This is a genomic window from Nostoc sp. DedSLP03 (genome assembly GCF_034530815.1).
Taxonomy (GTDB): Bacteria; Cyanobacteriota; Cyanobacteriia; order Cyanobacteriales; family Nostocaceae; genus Nostoc.
In genome coordinates, this window is sequence record NZ_JAVRCK010000036.1 from 21690 (window position 1) to 38468 (window position 16779).

A 16779-nucleotide genomic window follows, 5' to 3' on the forward strand; every position below is an offset into this window, starting at 1 on the left:
TGGGACTGAGTACTGGGTACTAGGAAATAAAATATGAGTAAGATTTGTTTGGGATTCAAATCTCGCCCGATATCCAGTCTCTAGTCTCCAATCCCCAATCCCTAGTTCAACTATTTCCCAGAAGATGGTTATTGTTATAGTTCCCCTTTCTCGATCTATCCTTGTAATGGATTAAAAAATAATTTTGGCTTGTACACAATAGAGGAGATAACTAAGTACACAATTGTGTAAATTCGTCGTCAATTGAGGGTTTATTTGAAACACAGAGGAGCGCAAAGTTTCTTTGAGTATATTCACTACAAACTTAAGCAGGGCTGTCACTAAGTTAGTGTTGTCGGGGCAAATCAGAAAATCGGTCTGACCCCTTTGAAATCGCGATCTAACTAACTTGTAATTCGCTGTATTATAGCAATTCAGGAATTTAATTTTGAGCGTAGGCGAGCATTTACCGTAGATATCGCTTTGCCTTTGCCGTTGGCGTAGGCATTTATAGCAAAGTGCTAAGTTTTGAGTGCTGTTAGCGTCAGCAAGGCGTTTAGCCGGTGCTGAGTATAGACCCAGTTGCTTCATGGCTTTGAGCAATCAACACTATCCTAACCTATGTGACTACAGCTATAAAATTACTAATTGGTCAAAATTTACCTGACAGACTGCAAAATTTCAGGTTAAATGTTTTAAAGTATGCACTCTGCTAGAGTTGTCGGGTATTATTCGTGACACAACAAGATCAAAAACCCTCTCGTTCTTTCGCTGGAATTGCTGGCATTGTTGCCGCAGCCACATTAATTAGTAAAGTCTTCGGTTTGGTGCGGCAGCAAGCGATCGCTGCCGCATTTGGTGTTGGTGCTGCTGCTACCGCCTATAGTTATGCCTATATTATTCCTGGCTTTCTATTGATTTTACTCGGTGGCGTAAATGGGCCATTACACAGTGCCCTCGTCAGCGTTTTAGCCAAGCGTCGGCGAGAAGAAGCGGCTCCTTTAGTGGAAACCGTGACAACGCTGGTAGCTGGATTGCTGTTGCTGGTGACAGCGGCTCAAGTTCTATTTGCGGATGCGATCGTTGATTTAGTCGGTCATGGTTTGGAAGAAACAACCAGAGCGATCGCTATTCAACAACTCCGCATTATGGCCCCGATGGCTTTATTTGCCGGTTTAATTGGCATTGGCTTTGGTACTCTCAATACAGCCAATCAATATTGGTTACTCTCCATTAGCCCTTTGTTATCCAGTATTACCGTTGTTGGCGGTATTGCGATCTTGGCGATGCAACTGGGCAAAAACATTATTAAACCGGAGTTCGCTTTAATCGGGGGAATGGTCTTAGCTTGGGGAACCTTGGCAGGAGCAATTCTCCAGTGGGTGGTGCAGCTAATTGTTCAATGGCGATTAGGATTAGGCACATTACGCCTGCGGTTTGATTTTAAATCCCCAGGCGTTCAAGAAGTTATCAAAATTATGACTCCGGCAACAATTTCCTCTGGAATGATGCCAATTAATGTTGCCACTGACCTTTATTTTGCTAGTCCTATCCCTGGTGCGGCGGCAGGATTTAACTATGCCAATCTATTAGTCCAAACTCCCTTAGGGATTATTTCTAATATCATTTTACTGCCTTTATTACCGATATTTGCCAAACTATCTAGCCCCGAAAATTGGCCAGATTTAAAATTACGGATTCGCCAAGGACTTCTACTTACTGCTTTTACCATGTTACCGCTAGGGGCACTGATGGTATCGCTATCAGTACCCATTGTACAGGTGGTATACGAGCGCGGTGCTTTCAAGCCAGAAGCCACACAGCTAGTTTCATCTTTGCTAGTCGCTTACGGAATTGGGATGTTTGTCTATTTGGGGCGTGATGTTTTGGTGCGGGTATTCTATGCCTTGGGTGATGGACAGACACCTTTTCGCATCAGTATTTTTAACATCTTGCTCAACATTGTATTAGATTGGTTTTTCGTTAAACCTTTTGGCGCTCCCGGTTTGGTATTAGCAACGGTGGGTGTAAATTGTAGCTCAATGTTAATGCTGTTATGGTTGCTCGATCGCAAACTCAATGGTTTACCTTGGCGCGAGTGGAGTTTGCCGATTCTGGGTTTGGCTGGCGGTAGCTTAGTTGCTGGGGTAGCAAGCTATGGAGCTTTGGTTGGTTCTCAGGAATTGTTGGGTAAAACGGGTTTACTGATTTTGGTGTTGCAATTATGTATATCTGGTTTCGTGGGAATTGCGGTGTTTGCTGCGATCGCTTCCTGGCTGAAAATACCAGAGATAAATATTTTTATCTCTCGTCTACGTCAGCGCTTTTTGAAGAAATAACTGTTATCTAAATAGAATTCAGGTTCAGGAGTCAGGAATCAGAATTCAGCATGAACTTGGAGCCAGAGAAAGCGGATAAGACAGCATAAAGACAAGAGGGTGGTGGATCTGAATCTTCCACTTTCTTGTTTTGAATCCTGAATTCTGACTCCTGAATTCTGACTCCTGAATTCTTCAATTAAATATTTCAGTTGTTACACCCAAGTGGGTGAGAAATAATTCAGCCACTTGGGTGAACCAGGTGCGTGAGGTTACATTTTGTAAAAAAAGAGATTCTAGTACTAGAGAACATTGATTTTACCTAACTCTAGTGAGAATAACTTTATGAAACTGACAAAATTAGCTGCCTCTTTCTTTGCTGCTGCTTCCATTGTCCTCTCAGCCGGCATTGCATCTGCTCAAACAGCAGTTACTAACGGTACTAACGGTAATTACATCGGTGCTGGTGTCGCTGTTGGTGCAACCAGTGGCGGACAAGGAAACGATGAAGCACAAATTGGTGGTAATATTCAAGGACGATACGCCGTACCCAATGCACCTGTTTCACTGCGGGGTTCTGTGTTGTATGGTGGTGATGCTGCTGCAATTATGCCCATAGTGACTTATGATGCGCCCATCGCCAAAAATACTAACGTTTACTTCGGTGGTGGTTATTCCTTTGTAACTGACGAAGGTCAAAAAACTCCATTGGGCAATCGGAATTCACCTGTAATTACCCTTGGTGTTGAATCAGAAGTTAGCAAAAATGTCATTGCCTATGGCGATACTAAATGGGGTATTGACGCCTACAGAAATAGTGATGCTGATGCTGTCAGCTTCCAAGCCGGATTAGGCTATCGCTTCTAGTAATTACGAGCTAGAAAACGGCCTATTCATAAGCTAAAGCAATGCTGTTTACCAGCCGTAATCGTAATTCATTCTTTCATACCTGAGTATTCTATTCAGGTATGAATAATTTTTATTGATGATTTTAATAAAAAATGATATTGGCTAGTATTGATAGTTTCTTTTAAAGTGAAATGAGTAATTGAGAATACACGTATAAGATATTACTCATGAAAAAGATTAATCCCATTCCAGAAATAGTTGGTGAAACAACTGACGTAGAATCTTGGCTGATGCGAGCGGGGCTAAAATTTTCCGACTTAGGTAACGATGCTGCAAGTATTGCAATCCGTAGACAATGGCGAGAATACCAAGCCGCAGTTCATAGATGCTGTGTTACCCTACATCAACCACCATCACACGTTCAACTAAGCGGCGACTATGCCAGCTTGAGAATACCTGGCGCGGCATTAACTAATTGTGAGATCGATCGCCTGTCAAATCTTCCCTAGTCCTTAGACTAATTATCCTGTTGCACGCCGTTCACTACTGGCTTAACTTCCGAAAATGGATCGGTGCCGCCACCCCAGTTAAAGTCACTGATTCGGAAGCTGATGCCGCCTAACTCCAACACCGGATTGTAACGTAAGGTGATGCCATAGGTGCGACGGCTATATTCCAAGATGTAGTCGGTGCTAGTTTCCTTACCAGTATCCAAGTTAACAGATGTTTGAAAGCCTAAGCGAAAAGGGCCGTAGATTTGCTGTGATATTCCAGCGGTCAATACTTTGTTATCAACGGAGCGGTCAAACAAAAAGGGTGATAATCCGCTATTTAAGCCTTGAGAGTAACTGATATTAAAGGCGGTATAGTCGAAAAAAGGTCGGGAAAAATGGCCAATTTGCCCTTGTAAGCCAATTGTACTAGTTAGAGTACTTTGGTTATCACCATTGGTGTAATAACTAGTAGTGCCTGTGAGGCTAGCGATCGCTAGCAAGTAAGGAACTACAGGAGTAGCGGTGTATCGTAACCCCTCACTGGCAGTGGGTGGTAATGGTTTTCCCTGCCACAGCAACAGCCCTCTACTGAGAGTCGCACTGGCTTGTAAACGACCAAGTGAAATGCGATTGTTTTCCCGCACTGGTTCTAGCAAGTCTGGGCGATCGGTGTTGGCATCAATATACTGGGCACTTGCCTGGTAGTTGAGGTTGATGCCACTTTTTCCTAAAGGAATCACCGGAGAGGTAATAATGCCGCCAAAACTGCTCTGGACAGTTTGAAAACCCAAAGTACCGTTGTAGAGACGATTGCGGTAGTTATATTGCACATTCAATGTGTGGGGAAGAGAAGTGCCTAATATCTGACGCAATCCTAAATTCACCCGCAAATTATCTTCCACGTCATTCAAGTTAAAACTAGTTAATTCCCCATTTCCCTGAATTATCGTCCGTGGACTCAAAACAGAATTTATCTTGGTCTTCACAGCAAACAGTGAGCCTAAGTCACCCACCCCTTCTTGCACACCTCTCTGTAATAATAACTGGGGCGTTATCGTCCAGCGTGTTTGCTCAGTATCGATTAGTGGAAAGCCACGCTCAATATACAAACCACCCCGATCTTCTCCATCGTAGCCGGGGGAGACTATTGCAGGTGAAGCGTCCCGCTCTCGGCGGTCAATAGTACGCTCATTCAACGGAATTGGTAAGGAGACTTTTTGATCTAATACCAAACGCTGTCGCTGTGTCCTGATGCGGTCTACCAAAGGTGATTCTCGCGTCAAAGTTACTTTATCTGCGCGTAATTCTAATTCCGGGGGCGAAAAAGGATCGTTGGTGATGCGGACATTGCTTGCTTGCCAGCCTTGCGGATAAAAATCAATTTGTTCAGCTTCAAACCTAAGCCGATTGACTACACCCCCTGTTTTCGATCGCGGGATGTTGCTAGCATCTGACTGACCACCAAATGTCACATTAATTCCTCCAGGGCTACTCACACCGGAAAGGGGCTGATCGGCTCGAATGCGATCGCTAGGCGGAAGTCTTGAAACTCCACCAGCACTTATAGCTGTGGGTGAAAAAGCAAAATCTGTTTGGGCTGAGGGTACGTAAATTTCTCCTCTACCATTTTCCAGTTCTCCACGATCTTGAACAAAGTTATAGGTAAAGCGTTGTCCGCGCAGTATCTGATCGCCCCGTGTTAAGGTGACGTTGCCTTCACCCGCAGCGATCAAGTTGTCCAAATTAACTTGCAAGCGATCGGCATCCACTACTGCCCCATCAAATCGCACAACTACATTACCTACAGCTGTAATAATTCGCTGTTTCTCGTCATACTCTTGCCGATCTGAAGTGACTTCTACAGTTCTTGGCCCGGCTGGCGGTGTGGTAGCTGGCGCAGTTGTACCAGATGGTTGAGCTTGTGGCTGAGTGGTATTTACTTGTGGTGTAGGCGTTGGTACTTGAGCTTGTGACTGGAATGGGGACTTAAATTCTACAGTTATCGGCGCTGAGAGTTGGTTTGTCGGGTTACGAGACTTAAATGTTATAAGATTTTGTACTGATTGAGAACTCGGTGCAAGATCGGCAGCAGATACAGAGATATTGTCTTTTTTTAGAGACTGTTGTGCAGTAATATCGCGTTGCTGTTTTTGTTGAGTTAACTTCTCAGCTAAAATTTCTGCTTTGGATTTGTCTAACTTGTTGCTGTTGGTGACAGTTGGGGCGATTTGAGGAGGGAGCAAAGATTGGGCGACAAGGGGACTTGGAGAAACTTTATAGCTAAAGCTAGAAGAGTCCAAAAAGGTTGGTTTTGCTCCACCATTAGAGTTTAGATTTAGCGTAGACGCAAAGCGGCTTGTCGTCAGACATCGCTGACTGAGTTTTTGAGAAGGCTTATCTTTTGCATTTTGGTCTGAAGCCTCCGCTTCGACTTTTCTTTGCATCTCCCGTTTGCGCAGTGCCGACATCAGAAGTTCCGAGTGGCGGGGTTCGACGCTCGGACTTGCCTTTGTGTCTTTTTTAACTTGGCGATTAGAGGTTGTAACCTCTTGCGTGGGATAACCAACAACCAGCGGCTGCCCCAAAAGCCCAGCAGTTGCAGAACCAGGGAGTGGGGAACTTTCTGGTGGAAAGGTTTCTGGTGAATGAGGTACAGAAGAAGTTTCAGCTACTACCAAGCGATCTTGAGTTGAGTCGATCGGAGTTGACAATAAAAGATCGCTCTTAGTGTTACCCGAAATTGCCAACTGAGCCAAATTCTTGGGCTGCTTGGATTTGTCTGTGTTTTCGTGTGTTCCAGTATCTACACCTGAAAGAAACTTTGTATGACTAGCAGATGAGGCGGGATTTACAGGTTGTAAAGATTCAACGATAGGAGGCGGATTAGGTGGCAGAACTGGATGAAGCATAAGTGAGCAAAATCGGGCTAACAAACAGCCAAATGACAAAGGGAAGGATAAACATACATTTTGCCTTCCGACTGTCGCCTTCTGCTACCTACAGCAAGCTACTTGGAGAAAGAAACTTACTAAATTTTCGCTTAGTAAGTTTCCGTGGCGTTTAGTATTTTCCGCCTTCCAAAGTCGCGGATAATTTATCGCCCTTTTACTCTAAGTCCCGACGGCCGGGGTTACGAGCCGGATCGTTCGACAAAAATCCGAAGATGAAGATAGTTACAAAGAAGGCAACAACAATATAAACAGCGATTTTTAAAGTCAGCATAGAAATATCTCCAACGGGTAAAACAAAGAAAGCTTTTCTTTCAGTATCTGCAATGCAGAAAAGATAGCTACTTTATATTACCCAAATCTCGTCCCTTTTTTAGAGGACTCTGGGGACTCAAGACTAGGAATGTCTAGCCTACGGTTATTGATAATGTACAAGATGTCAGTTGTCTGACTTGTAGATGCCCTTAAGAAAGATAACTCAGAGGCGTTTACCCTTGTGACGTTGACTGATGGCAAAGGTTTCCCAAAAAAGGCAACAGGTTACAGGGGATAGTTACTATTCCCCATGCCTTTCAGCAGTGCTGAGTAATGAGTAATGAGTAATGAGTAATGAGTTAAGAGTTAGGAGTTTTGTTTATCCCTTTGTCCCCTCATCTCCCCTGCCCCCTGCCCCCTGCTCCCCTGCTCCCCTTGCCTCTCTCCCTCTTATACCCTATGCCCTATTTCTCAACTTGAAGCTTTGCTATATCTTTGCCAATTCGGTTTTTGATTACTCGTGCAGGTGTGCCAACAGCAACGGAAAAAGCAGGAATATCTTTATTAACAACTGCTCCTGCACCAATAACACTGCCTTTGCCAATAGTAACGCCATCTAATACTGTTACTCCATGTCCTAGCCAACAATCATCCTCAATCACAATTCCCTTGCGAGTAACACCTTGGTATTTAATCAACTCCATCGGATCGGCAAAATTATGATTATTGGCATATATCCCTGAATGGGCAGCAATCATGCAGTGTTTACCAATTTTAATGTCTCCTGGCCCCTCAATACACACGTTAGGAGCAATGAAGGTGTCTTCATCAATATGTATATACGTATCTTCTAAAGACCCAATATCAACGTTACGTTCAATCGCGACTCTATTTCCTAGATGAATTCTATTATTTTTATGTCCTCTCGCATCCATCCGCACACCCTTGAAAATATAGACTCCTGCACCGATCTCAATACAAGAAGTACCGTTAAATTCAACACCATTTTGAATATATACTGGGCTGTCTATCTCGGCAAAAATACTACGATATCCTAAATTACGCAACTTTGGGCCGAGAAGAAGTGTTGGAATATCTCCTAACACTGTAGTTACTAAAAGTTCTTGCACGCGCTGCAATTTAGAAAAATATTGCTCGTTCTGCATGGCTACATATCTCGTTAATCAATTGTTGTTGACAGTGTTTAAAGTTGTTTTGGCTGTATTCTAATCTTCTACCAATACCAATAGACTCTGTGTGTATTAATACATGAGCTAAGGTGGCAATCTCACCAAAATTTCCCAAGATTTTTAGATGGTTTTACATTGAAAAACCAGAGTCTGGCTTTGACTATGCGAGCAATTATTGAGGTTAGATATGTAGAATTACTCAAGTAATATGCACAATTGCATTAAGTCGCTAGCAGATTTTGTACTATATGCACGTAAAATTTTGGCTTATGTTTCACAAAATCAATTAACAAAACAATTTCAGTGCATTGCTGTGTCAAAACTTAGACTCTAAATTGTCTGAGGAAAATTTGCTGGTTTAGATAGACTACTGTTTTGGTTCTCTGGCAAATTTGAAAAGCTTGCTACCGCTAACAGCACTCCTAAAGCAAATAGGGATAGTGTTGTTTGTCTTGAGGCTATTTACTCTCAAGCGGTTTTAGTTTTTTGAAACAATTCAGTTTCACAAACTATTTTGCAACAAAAAATACATTTAACTAGACTATATTCAAAGTTTAAATAAAATTTATGCCTAGCATAACAATGTAATTATTGTTGGATTTTTCTGGGTATTTATGCCCAAATAAAATCCAATTAGGGTGGATTATCTCCCACATCAGCCATCACATTGAAGTTAACCATCGGTGCAAACAAGTAAGCGCTTCCCCGACTGCTATGACGGCTTTCTTGCAACGAATTTCTAGAGTATGCTGCTCCAATCATGTTGCACACGGATGATTTACAGACTAGCCAATTCACGTTTGTAATGACATGAATGGTTTTTAATAACAATTGTTTTTAACAATAGCACATTTTATTTTTAGTGGGACACTCTTCTGAAATAAGTTGATTTCCAGATTTATTGTTGATGATAATACTGTAAATAAGTTAACTTTTTTACTAAAACGATTCCTACGGCAGGCAAAGCCTACGCTACTCTAAAATATTTTTATACACTTAGATAGCATCCATTAAGGAGGGAGATTAAAAAATGCTGTAAGTAGTTATTGGCATTTTGGTCTATATTGTTATCGTTACTATTTTATAATTGGGCGTTAAACTCAGAATGATATTTACTATACTTGTGACACTCACTTCGTTAAAAAGCCAAAGTAGCTGAAAACTTTTCTCTTCGCTATTACTTGTATCTAAAAATTTGTAAATCACCCATTCGGGTGAGCCAAGCGGGTGATGCGTGCTAGGTACTACTCATTATAAATTTTATTATAAGAAAGCTAAAAGTAGCTTATTTTCGAGGATAAATCTGCAAAAAAACATCTAACTTCCCAAATTGAGGTATCGGTTTTAACTCACACAGTTGGTTCAAATTATGGCTTTAATTAAAGAAATTGTACAAGAAGCTCTAACTATCGGCTTTTTGAGTGTTGTAGACGAAGATCAACTGCGATCGCAGCTTCAAGGTAATTATGACTCAGAAGACCTAGATGCCTGGATCGTTTTACAGCGAGCGATCGCAGCAGGTGATGTAAAACTTGAGTCGCGCCGAAAAAAAGCTTCCCTATCTCCTAAAGCCAAGGACACTTCATCAAGTATCAAACTTGCTTATCAAATGGCAGCAGAACTCGCTTATGCAGCAGCCGTAGCTCTGACAATGACAAAAAATACTAAAGATCAGCCTTCACTAGGTGCATAAAATAACACCTTTATAAGTTATCTTCCTGATTTAGTACAAATATTTCATACCAAGTAGTTAGCATAAGTGTAGCCCACTCCAGGCATCGCTTTTCTTGATTAACTGCTTGGTAGGGCTTTCATCCGATTATTTATGGAGTTTCCCTTCTGCTTCCTGGCTTGAGAATGCTGAGTGCTGTTAGCAAAAGCGGGGCATTTAGCCCGTGTTGAGTAAAAATCCCAGTCTTGAGAAGATTTTTATGCAAGGCTTTTGAAACTCCTTTCATCGGGACTGCCTTCATTGACAGCGCAATTTTATTAAAAAATAATTAAAAAATTTCATCTTACCGGACACAGCTATGGAGTATTTTTGCCCTCAGCTAAGACTCTCAAATTGATCCCCGGAAGCAATACTAAAATAAATATAAATTATTTCTTCAAAACTAAATTTTTTTCAGTCATACATACCAGCCAATGATTAAATTTTAATATACCAAGTACATGGCTCAGAGTAAGGCATAGAATTAGAAACACCTTGGTGTAAACTTTAGCAACGAGGTTAAAAATAATTCTCAATGCTTAACAAAGTCATCGCTTTTTCACAAACTACAGTATAAAGAATTGGCAACATTGGTAAAGAGAGTAAACAATAACCATAGCTAAACTTGGAGTTTTGCCAACCTATGCAGCCAATTCGCACATTTAACGTATCCCCTTCACTACCGCCGCGACTCGAACCATTACGGCGGCTGGCATATAACTTGCACTGGGATTGGAACGTTGATACTAAAGATTTATTTCGTCGCTTAGACTCCGACCTATGGGAGTCTAGCCATCACAACCCAGTGTTAATGTTAGGTACTATCTCTCAATCGCGGCTTCTGGAAGTTGTCGAAGATGAAGGCTTTTTAGCGCAAATGGATCGATCTGACCGTCAGTTAGACGATTATTTGCAAGAGCGCACTTGGTATCAGAAACAACGGGAACAGAAACCCAAAGAATGCTATGCCTATTTTTCGGCGGAATTTGGACTTGTAGATTGTTTGCCCGTCTATTCTGGAGGCTTGGGCGTTCTGGCAGGGGATCACCTCAAATCTGCCAGTGACTTGGGGCTACCGCTTGTCGGTGTAGGTTTGCTGTATCAGCAAGGCTACTTTGCCCAGTATCTTAATGCTGATGGCTGGCAGCAAGAACGCTATCTGCTCAACGATTTCTATAATATGCCCTTGCATCTAGAGCGCAATGCCGATGGTTCTGAACTACGGATTGCGGTAGATTATCCAGGACGCAAGGTGTATGCCAGAGTTTGGCGCGTACAGGTGGGAACGGTTCCCTTGTATTTGATGGACACTAACATTGAACCGAACAACACTTACGACCACGACATCACAGATCAGCTGTACGGTGGCGACATCGATATGCGTATTCACCAGGAAATTATGCTGGGGATCGGTGGCGTGCAAATGCTCAAAGCTTTGGGGTTGAAAGTCACCGCATACCACATGAATGAAGGTCACGCCGCCTTCTCTGCTCTAGAACGCATCCGCTTGCTGATTCAGGAAGAGAGGCTGAATTATGCCCAAGCTAGACAGGTGGTAGCTTCCAGTAATATTTTTACTACCCACACGCCAGTACCAGCAGGGATTGACTTGTTTGCTCCCGAAAAAATGTTGTACTACCTGGGGTATTATGCAGAGATATTTGGGTTGCCCAAAGAGCAATTTTTAGGACTGGGGCGCGAGAATACAGGCGATTTATCCGGGCCTTTTAGTATGGCGGTGCTGGCACTGAAAATGGCAACATTTTCTAACGGTGTCGCCCAACTGCATGGTGTGGTGTCGCGGCAAATGTTCCAAGGCTTGTGGCAGAAAGTGCCAGTGGAGGAAGTGCCGATCGCTGCAATTACCAATGGAGTCCATGCTCGGAGTTGTGTGGCGAAATCGACTCAAGAATTGTACGATCGCTACCTCGGCCCAAATTGGTCATCAGCACCACCAGATAGCCCATTGTGGGATCGGATGGACGCCATACCCGATGAGGAATTGTGGCGCAATCACGAACGCTGCCGTTTAGATATGATTTTGTATGTGCGGGAGCATTTAGTTAAGCATTTGACCGATCGCGGCGCTTCCGCCTCCGAAATTTCCCAAGCACAAGAAGTTTTAGACCCTTACGCTTTTACCATTGGCTTTGCTCGTCGCTTTGCCACCTACAAACGCGCCACCCTCTGGATGCGCGATCTGGATCGCATTAAGCGGCTTCTGCTGGCTAACAAAGACCGGAAAGTGCAATTTGTGATTGCTGGTAAAGCACATCCTAAAGATATCCCCGGTAAAGAACTGATCCGCGAGATCAATCACTTTATCCGCGAACAGCATTTAGAAAAACAGGTAGTGTTTGTTCCCAATTACGACATTCACATCTCCCGGTTGATGGTTGCGGGTTGCGATATTTGGTTGAACACACCGCGTCGTCCACGGGAAGCCTCTGGTACTAGTGGCATGAAAGCCGCAATGAATGGCTTGCCAAATTTAAGTGTGCTAGATGGTTGGTGGGATGAAGCTGATTACGTCCGCACAGGCTGGGCGATTGGACATGGAGAGAATTACGACGATCCCAACTATCAAGATGAAGTAGAAGCAAATGCTCTCTACGAATTGTTAGAGAAGGAAGTTGTACCGTTATTTTATGAACATCGGGATACTGATGGTTTGCCCCGTCCGTGGGTTGCCAAAATGAAGGATGCAATTCGGTTGAATTGTCCCTTCTTTAATACAGCGCGGATGGTCGGAGAATATGCTCAAAGGGCTTATTTCCCAGCTAGCGATCGCTATCATACCCTGACTGTTGATAACTATGCTCCAGCGAAAGAACTAGCCGCTTGGAAAGAAAAACTCAGCGAACATTGGTTCAACATTAGAATCAAAGATGTTGACGTATCGGCAGCTTCAGACATTGAAGTTAACCAAACCGTTGCTGTCAAAGCCAAGGTTGACTTAGCAACTTTGACCAATAATGATGTGCAGGTGGAATTATATCAAGGTGCGATCGATGCCAATGGTGAGATTGTCAACGCTGTGCCAGTAGTGATGGATTACCAAGGCGAAGATGGACAGCAATTGAGTATTTACACTGGTAATATCATCTATACCGCTTCTGGTTTACAAGGTTTGTCTTTGCGTGTATTGCCGAAAAATAAAAATCTGGCTAATGCTTATGAACCAAGGTTAATTGCTTGGGCAGAATAAGAGTGCTGATTAATTTTTGAATAATCAAAATTAGGCGTTGCTGATTAAGTTTAGCAACGCCTTTTATAAGACAATTAGAAAAGTATGATACCAATTTGAAAAATGATTGCGACAGATTGATTTACAGAACCCGGATATACAAAGCGATTGACAATCCAAAATCCAAATACGTCGAGAGTAGAACAGATGTTAGGAATAACGCTTAAGGAAACGAGAGTTTATCGAGAAATTAAGGAAGAGTGACGAGTTGAGGCAGAGCGATGGCTCATTGTCCGGCTACTAACTCGACGGGTGCAAGAATTACCTCAAATCGCTTTATTAATGCTTAGTTACTACCGCCTTTTAGCCGATTTTAAAAAAGTAAAGGGAATTCCTAAGCGTTGAGCTATACGCTGCACTTGCCTTAAGGTTTTGTGGGAACGAACTTGCTGTTTACCCTTGTTGTTGTGATGTCTGCGGTCTTTCATTTATTTGTTTGCCTTTTCCTTGTATAAAGATTTGAAAACCAAACTTTTTAACTCATCGATCACATTATGATATAAGCAGCTATGAAATATCATGCGATCGCTTAGGTGTAGAAAATTTTCAATGGTTCAAAAAAACATACATGATAATTGGGCTGATACTTGTCACACTATCAATTTTGGCAGTCAGTTCATCATTGATATTTTCACCGTATTATCAAGGTTTATCAGTCAATTGGAATGCTTTACTATTCAGTCTCTTGCTCTGAATGTAATGTTGCTTGAACTGCATCAATATTTTTGCGAATAAGCATCATATTAGAATGAACTTCTTCACTAAAATCTTCTTCTAGTTGCCTTTCAAGGATTTCTAAAGCTTGAACTAATAGCAACTCAGCCTCTTGGTGACGAGCTTGCATATAATAAGTCATTCCTAAATCGTACAGGCTAACAACTAAATTAGGGTTATCTTTTCCTAATAGCTGTTTTCTTAGCTCTATAACTTTCAAATATCGAGACTCTGCTTCACTGAATTGCTTTTGGCAATAGTAAGTATCAGCTAATTTGTGTAAGCTATCAATTGTTTGCAAATGGCACTCTCCTAATATACGAAGTCTAATTTCAAAAACTTTTTCATACAATGCTTCAGCTTCAATAAAACGGTTTTGTAATTCATATATGTGAGCAAGAGCGACAAAGCCATCTAGTACATCAAGATGTTCTTCTCCCAATAATTTTTTCCTAAGCTCTAAAGCTTGCAAAAGAAAATCCTCAGCTTTTTTGTAGTTTTTTTGTTCTAAAAATATGTTAGATAAAATCTGATTAATGTAAGAAACAGTTAGATCGTCTAACTTAACCTTTATTAGACCTCTCTCACATAACCAATTATTAAGTTTTAAGGTTTTTAAAAATAAAGACTTTGCCTCTTGGTTATAATTGCTCTCATAAACAAGCATTCCTAATGCAATTAGAATATTAATTTCAATACCTATCTTGGACTTGTCAGAGTTGGTAAGTCTTAAAGCTAGACGATAAATAGATTCTGCTTCAATGTGACATTCTTGTTCATGATAAATATTGGCTAGACTATATAAACTATAGGCTACATAATGATGATTTTGGGATACTAAAGACTTGAGGAGAGTTGTAGCTGCTTGCTCTAGATTTTCTGTTTCAACAAAGTTTTCTTGCTGATAGTACAAACCTACTAACTTAGGTATGTTATTTTCTATTTCAGAGTGATTATCCTTCAAGATTGTTTGGCATAACTTTAAAGCTTCTGCGTATACATAATTAAAATTTTTACTTCTAAAATAGCTTCTTGCTTCCACGCGAAAGAAGAAGGCTTCTAGAGAATGATCGTACTTTAGTGAAGCGAAATACTCTAGCAACAGACGATGGATAAATATATATCCATCACCAACCTTTTGCAAGAAAATAATTTCTTTAGCATACTTAAGAAAGTGCTTATAATTCCAAGGAATAACTCTATTTATATATAGGATAAAACGTATAGTAAATCGATTTACATCAGAGAAAATAAATATAAAAGTAAACAAAAATCCTGAAGACAAGCCAACACTAAAACCTAATTCTGTAAAATACTTTAATAAATATTTCAAATCCATAGCAGCAGAATGTTGAACTTTCGAGATGCCAAGATAGAGCTTCCATCCCAAAATAAAGAAATCCCACGTATGAATAAATAGTTTGTGACCAGTGTTTATAAAAATAGTCATTAATATACAAATGAAAATCAGATTGCCGCACAGTATGCCACTTAGTGTACTAGCTAGAAGCAAAACTATAGAACTAGTTACGATGTTTAAAGCGCTTCTTTTTTCAAGTTCTTTTTCCGCTTTATATTCGTCAATATTCCTCGATCTAGAAAAAATGCTAATTCTATTAAACCAAAAAAGCGTTATACAACAACCCTGGATAATATAAAGTAAAGAAACTTCTGTAATCCACTTTAAATGAATTTTCAAAAACCATATAGCAAAAGTTAAAAGGAAAACCGAACTGCAACTCAATACTATATCTTTTGTTTTTAAACTTTTAGTTAAGGTAATGAAATCTTGTTCTTCATCTATAAACAGGGTGAATTTCATCATAAAAATGAAAAGTAACCCATTCATAAATCCTGTGGATATTCCTAAACTGGGTTCGTTTCTCCATCCCCAATCCTGCATTCCAAGGATATACCCCGAAATTGAGAAGGTAATAATTGGGATTAAGCTACTGAAAAAACAGTATAGTCGCTGTTGCAACTTATTAAATTTTAGTAGCTCTGGCTGTATCTGGTCTACAATAAATATACTTTGAGAATTTTGGAGCATTCTCTGAGCTAACCAAGTTAGCCAGTTTTTAACTTCTGATTTTGCAAATTTATACTGCCTAGTGTTGTGTCGTTTTCGGTGTCGAAAGAACATTCTTTCAATATAGTCATTAAACAGATGCTGGCGATATTCTTTTACTGATTTATTGGCAGGAAAATCTTCTATTGATACTCCTTGATAAGTCAGGGCTATGATATCAAGCATTAAGGGAGACTTTGCTAATTCTTGCAACGTGGTATCTTGTTGAAACATGACTCTGACTACTTCTAATTCAGATCCAGCTTCAGCAAAAAAAAGTTCTATTTGCTGCACAGTTAGTGGTTGTAAATAAATAGCAGCTTGAAAATTCAGGCGTTGCGGAAGAGACTCATATTCCTGAACACGACTACAAACAACTATCTCCGTTTGCCCATATTTTTGGCGGAAGTAGTTTAAGCTTTGAACACACTCTTGCTGATAATTAACGCTAACCTCGTCTAAACCATCTAGTAAAAGCAATAATTTCTGATTGTTGAGCCAAGCTTGAACTATTTTTTTAGATATGTTGTATTTGCTGATCTCCTCAACTAAGCAATCTTCAAATGAACTCTGTTTTTTTTGAATCATTGAAGTTCTACGCATTTTCGCATTACCCCAAGATGCAAGAGGCAGCACTACAGGTATTGGGCAATCAATGTCTTGCTCGGCACGCTCGATCAAGTCACGAGCTAGTTCTAGTAAAGTTATTGTTTTACCTGCTCCTGGTTCTCCCAAGATCAGCAGCGATCTTCCTACTCCCAATTCATCAAACTTGTCAATCACCCTTGTACCAGGAGAAAGTGTATGCCTCGATTGATCTGGTGTCTCCCACACCATAGTCCAAGGGTAATTTATTGCATCGTATCTTTCCTCTAATCCCAGTTCAATTCGTACTTTATTATGTAATCTATTCTCTAGAACATCTTTGATCCAGAATTTCTTCACCTGATTAAGCAAAGTCTGACGATTTTTATAATCTTGCCTTGTAATACGACTTGATTTCGGA

Annotated in this window: 10 protein-coding genes; 5 read left to right on the forward strand and 5 right to left on the reverse strand. The window is 40.9% G+C overall.

Features of this window, described 5'->3' with window-relative positions:
* The first annotated feature begins 713 nt into the window (after window positions 1-713).
* The 3 genes from murJ to RM368_RS18390 all read left to right on the forward strand — a co-directional run bounded on the left by murJ (window position 714) and on the right by RM368_RS18390 (window position 3655).
* A complete protein-coding gene (gene murJ / locus RM368_RS18380) occupies window positions 714-2318 on the forward strand; it encodes a murein biosynthesis integral membrane protein MurJ (RefSeq protein ID WP_322695391.1) in 1605 nt (534 codons plus the stop codon).
* A gap of 324 nt (window positions 2319-2642) precedes the next feature.
* Entirely contained in the window at window positions 2643-3164 is a 522-nt protein-coding gene (locus RM368_RS18385) for an outer membrane beta-barrel protein (RefSeq protein WP_322695392.1), read from the forward strand.
* A 209-nt stretch (window positions 3165-3373) separates the two neighbouring features.
* Window positions 3374-3655, forward strand: coding sequence for a hypothetical protein (locus RM368_RS18390; protein WP_322695393.1), 282 nt, complete (start codon window positions 3374-3376; stop codon window positions 3653-3655).
* Between the two features lie 8 nt (window positions 3656-3663).
* Here RM368_RS18390 and RM368_RS18395 read toward each other — a convergent pair whose 3' ends face one another.
* From RM368_RS18395 to RM368_RS18410, 4 genes are all read right to left on the reverse strand, one after another.
* Complete coding sequence (locus RM368_RS18395) at window positions 3664-6549, reverse strand: DUF3769 domain-containing protein (protein ID WP_322695394.1); 2886 nt, start codon at window positions 6547-6549, stop codon at window positions 3664-3666.
* A 196-nt stretch (window positions 6550-6745) separates the two neighbouring features.
* Entirely contained in the window at window positions 6746-6862 is a 117-nt protein-coding gene (locus RM368_RS18400; protein ID WP_041566417.1) for a photosystem II reaction center protein I, read from the reverse strand.
* A gap of 445 nt (window positions 6863-7307) precedes the next feature.
* Window positions 7308-8009, reverse strand: coding sequence for an acyltransferase (locus RM368_RS18405; protein WP_322695395.1), 702 nt, complete (start codon window positions 8007-8009; stop codon window positions 7308-7310).
* A gap of 657 nt (window positions 8010-8666) precedes the next feature.
* On the reverse strand, window positions 8667-8804 hold the full coding sequence (locus RM368_RS18410) for a hypothetical protein (protein WP_174707946.1): 138 nt from the start codon (window positions 8802-8804) through the stop codon (window positions 8667-8669).
* A 598-nt stretch (window positions 8805-9402) separates the two neighbouring features.
* Between RM368_RS18410 and RM368_RS18415 the strand changes: the two genes are divergently transcribed.
* Both RM368_RS18415 and glgP read left to right on the forward strand, forming a co-directional pair.
* On the forward strand, window positions 9403-9726 hold the full coding sequence (locus tag RM368_RS18415) for a hypothetical protein (RefSeq protein ID WP_322695396.1): 324 nt from the start codon (window positions 9403-9405) through the stop codon (window positions 9724-9726).
* A 661-nt stretch (window positions 9727-10387) separates the two neighbouring features.
* Entirely contained in the window at window positions 10388-12952 is a 2565-nt protein-coding gene (gene glgP, locus RM368_RS18420) for an alpha-glucan family phosphorylase (protein ID WP_322695397.1), read from the forward strand.
* Window positions 12953-13664: 712 nt separating this feature from the next.
* Here glgP and RM368_RS18425 read toward each other — a convergent pair.
* Entirely contained in the window at window positions 13665-16718 is a 3054-nt protein-coding gene (locus RM368_RS18425; RefSeq protein WP_322695398.1) for a tetratricopeptide repeat protein, read from the reverse strand.
* Between the last annotated feature and the right edge of the window lie 61 nt (window positions 16719-16779).

Coding starts and splice junctions, on each gene's coding strand:
- RM368_RS18385 (WP_322695392.1), top strand. CDS start 2,643: ATGAAACTGACAAAATTAGCTGCCTCTTTCTTTGCTGCTGCTTCCATT.
- RM368_RS18395 (WP_322695394.1), bottom strand. CDS start 6,549: ATGCTTCATCCAGTTCTGCCACCTAATCCGCCTCCTATCGTTGAATCT.
- RM368_RS18405 (WP_322695395.1), bottom strand. CDS start 8,009: ATGCAGAACGAGCAATATTTTTCTAAATTGCAGCGCGTGCAAGAACTT.
- RM368_RS18415 (WP_322695396.1), top strand. CDS start 9,403: ATGGCTTTAATTAAAGAAATTGTACAAGAAGCTCTAACTATCGGCTTT.
- glgP (WP_322695397.1), top strand. CDS start 10,388: ATGCAGCCAATTCGCACATTTAACGTATCCCCTTCACTACCGCCGCGA.
- RM368_RS18390 (WP_322695393.1), top strand. CDS start 3,374: ATGAAAAAGATTAATCCCATTCCAGAAATAGTTGGTGAAACAACTGAC.
- RM368_RS18400 (WP_041566417.1), bottom strand. CDS start 6,862: ATGCTGACTTTAAAAATCGCTGTTTATATTGTTGTTGCCTTCTTTGTA.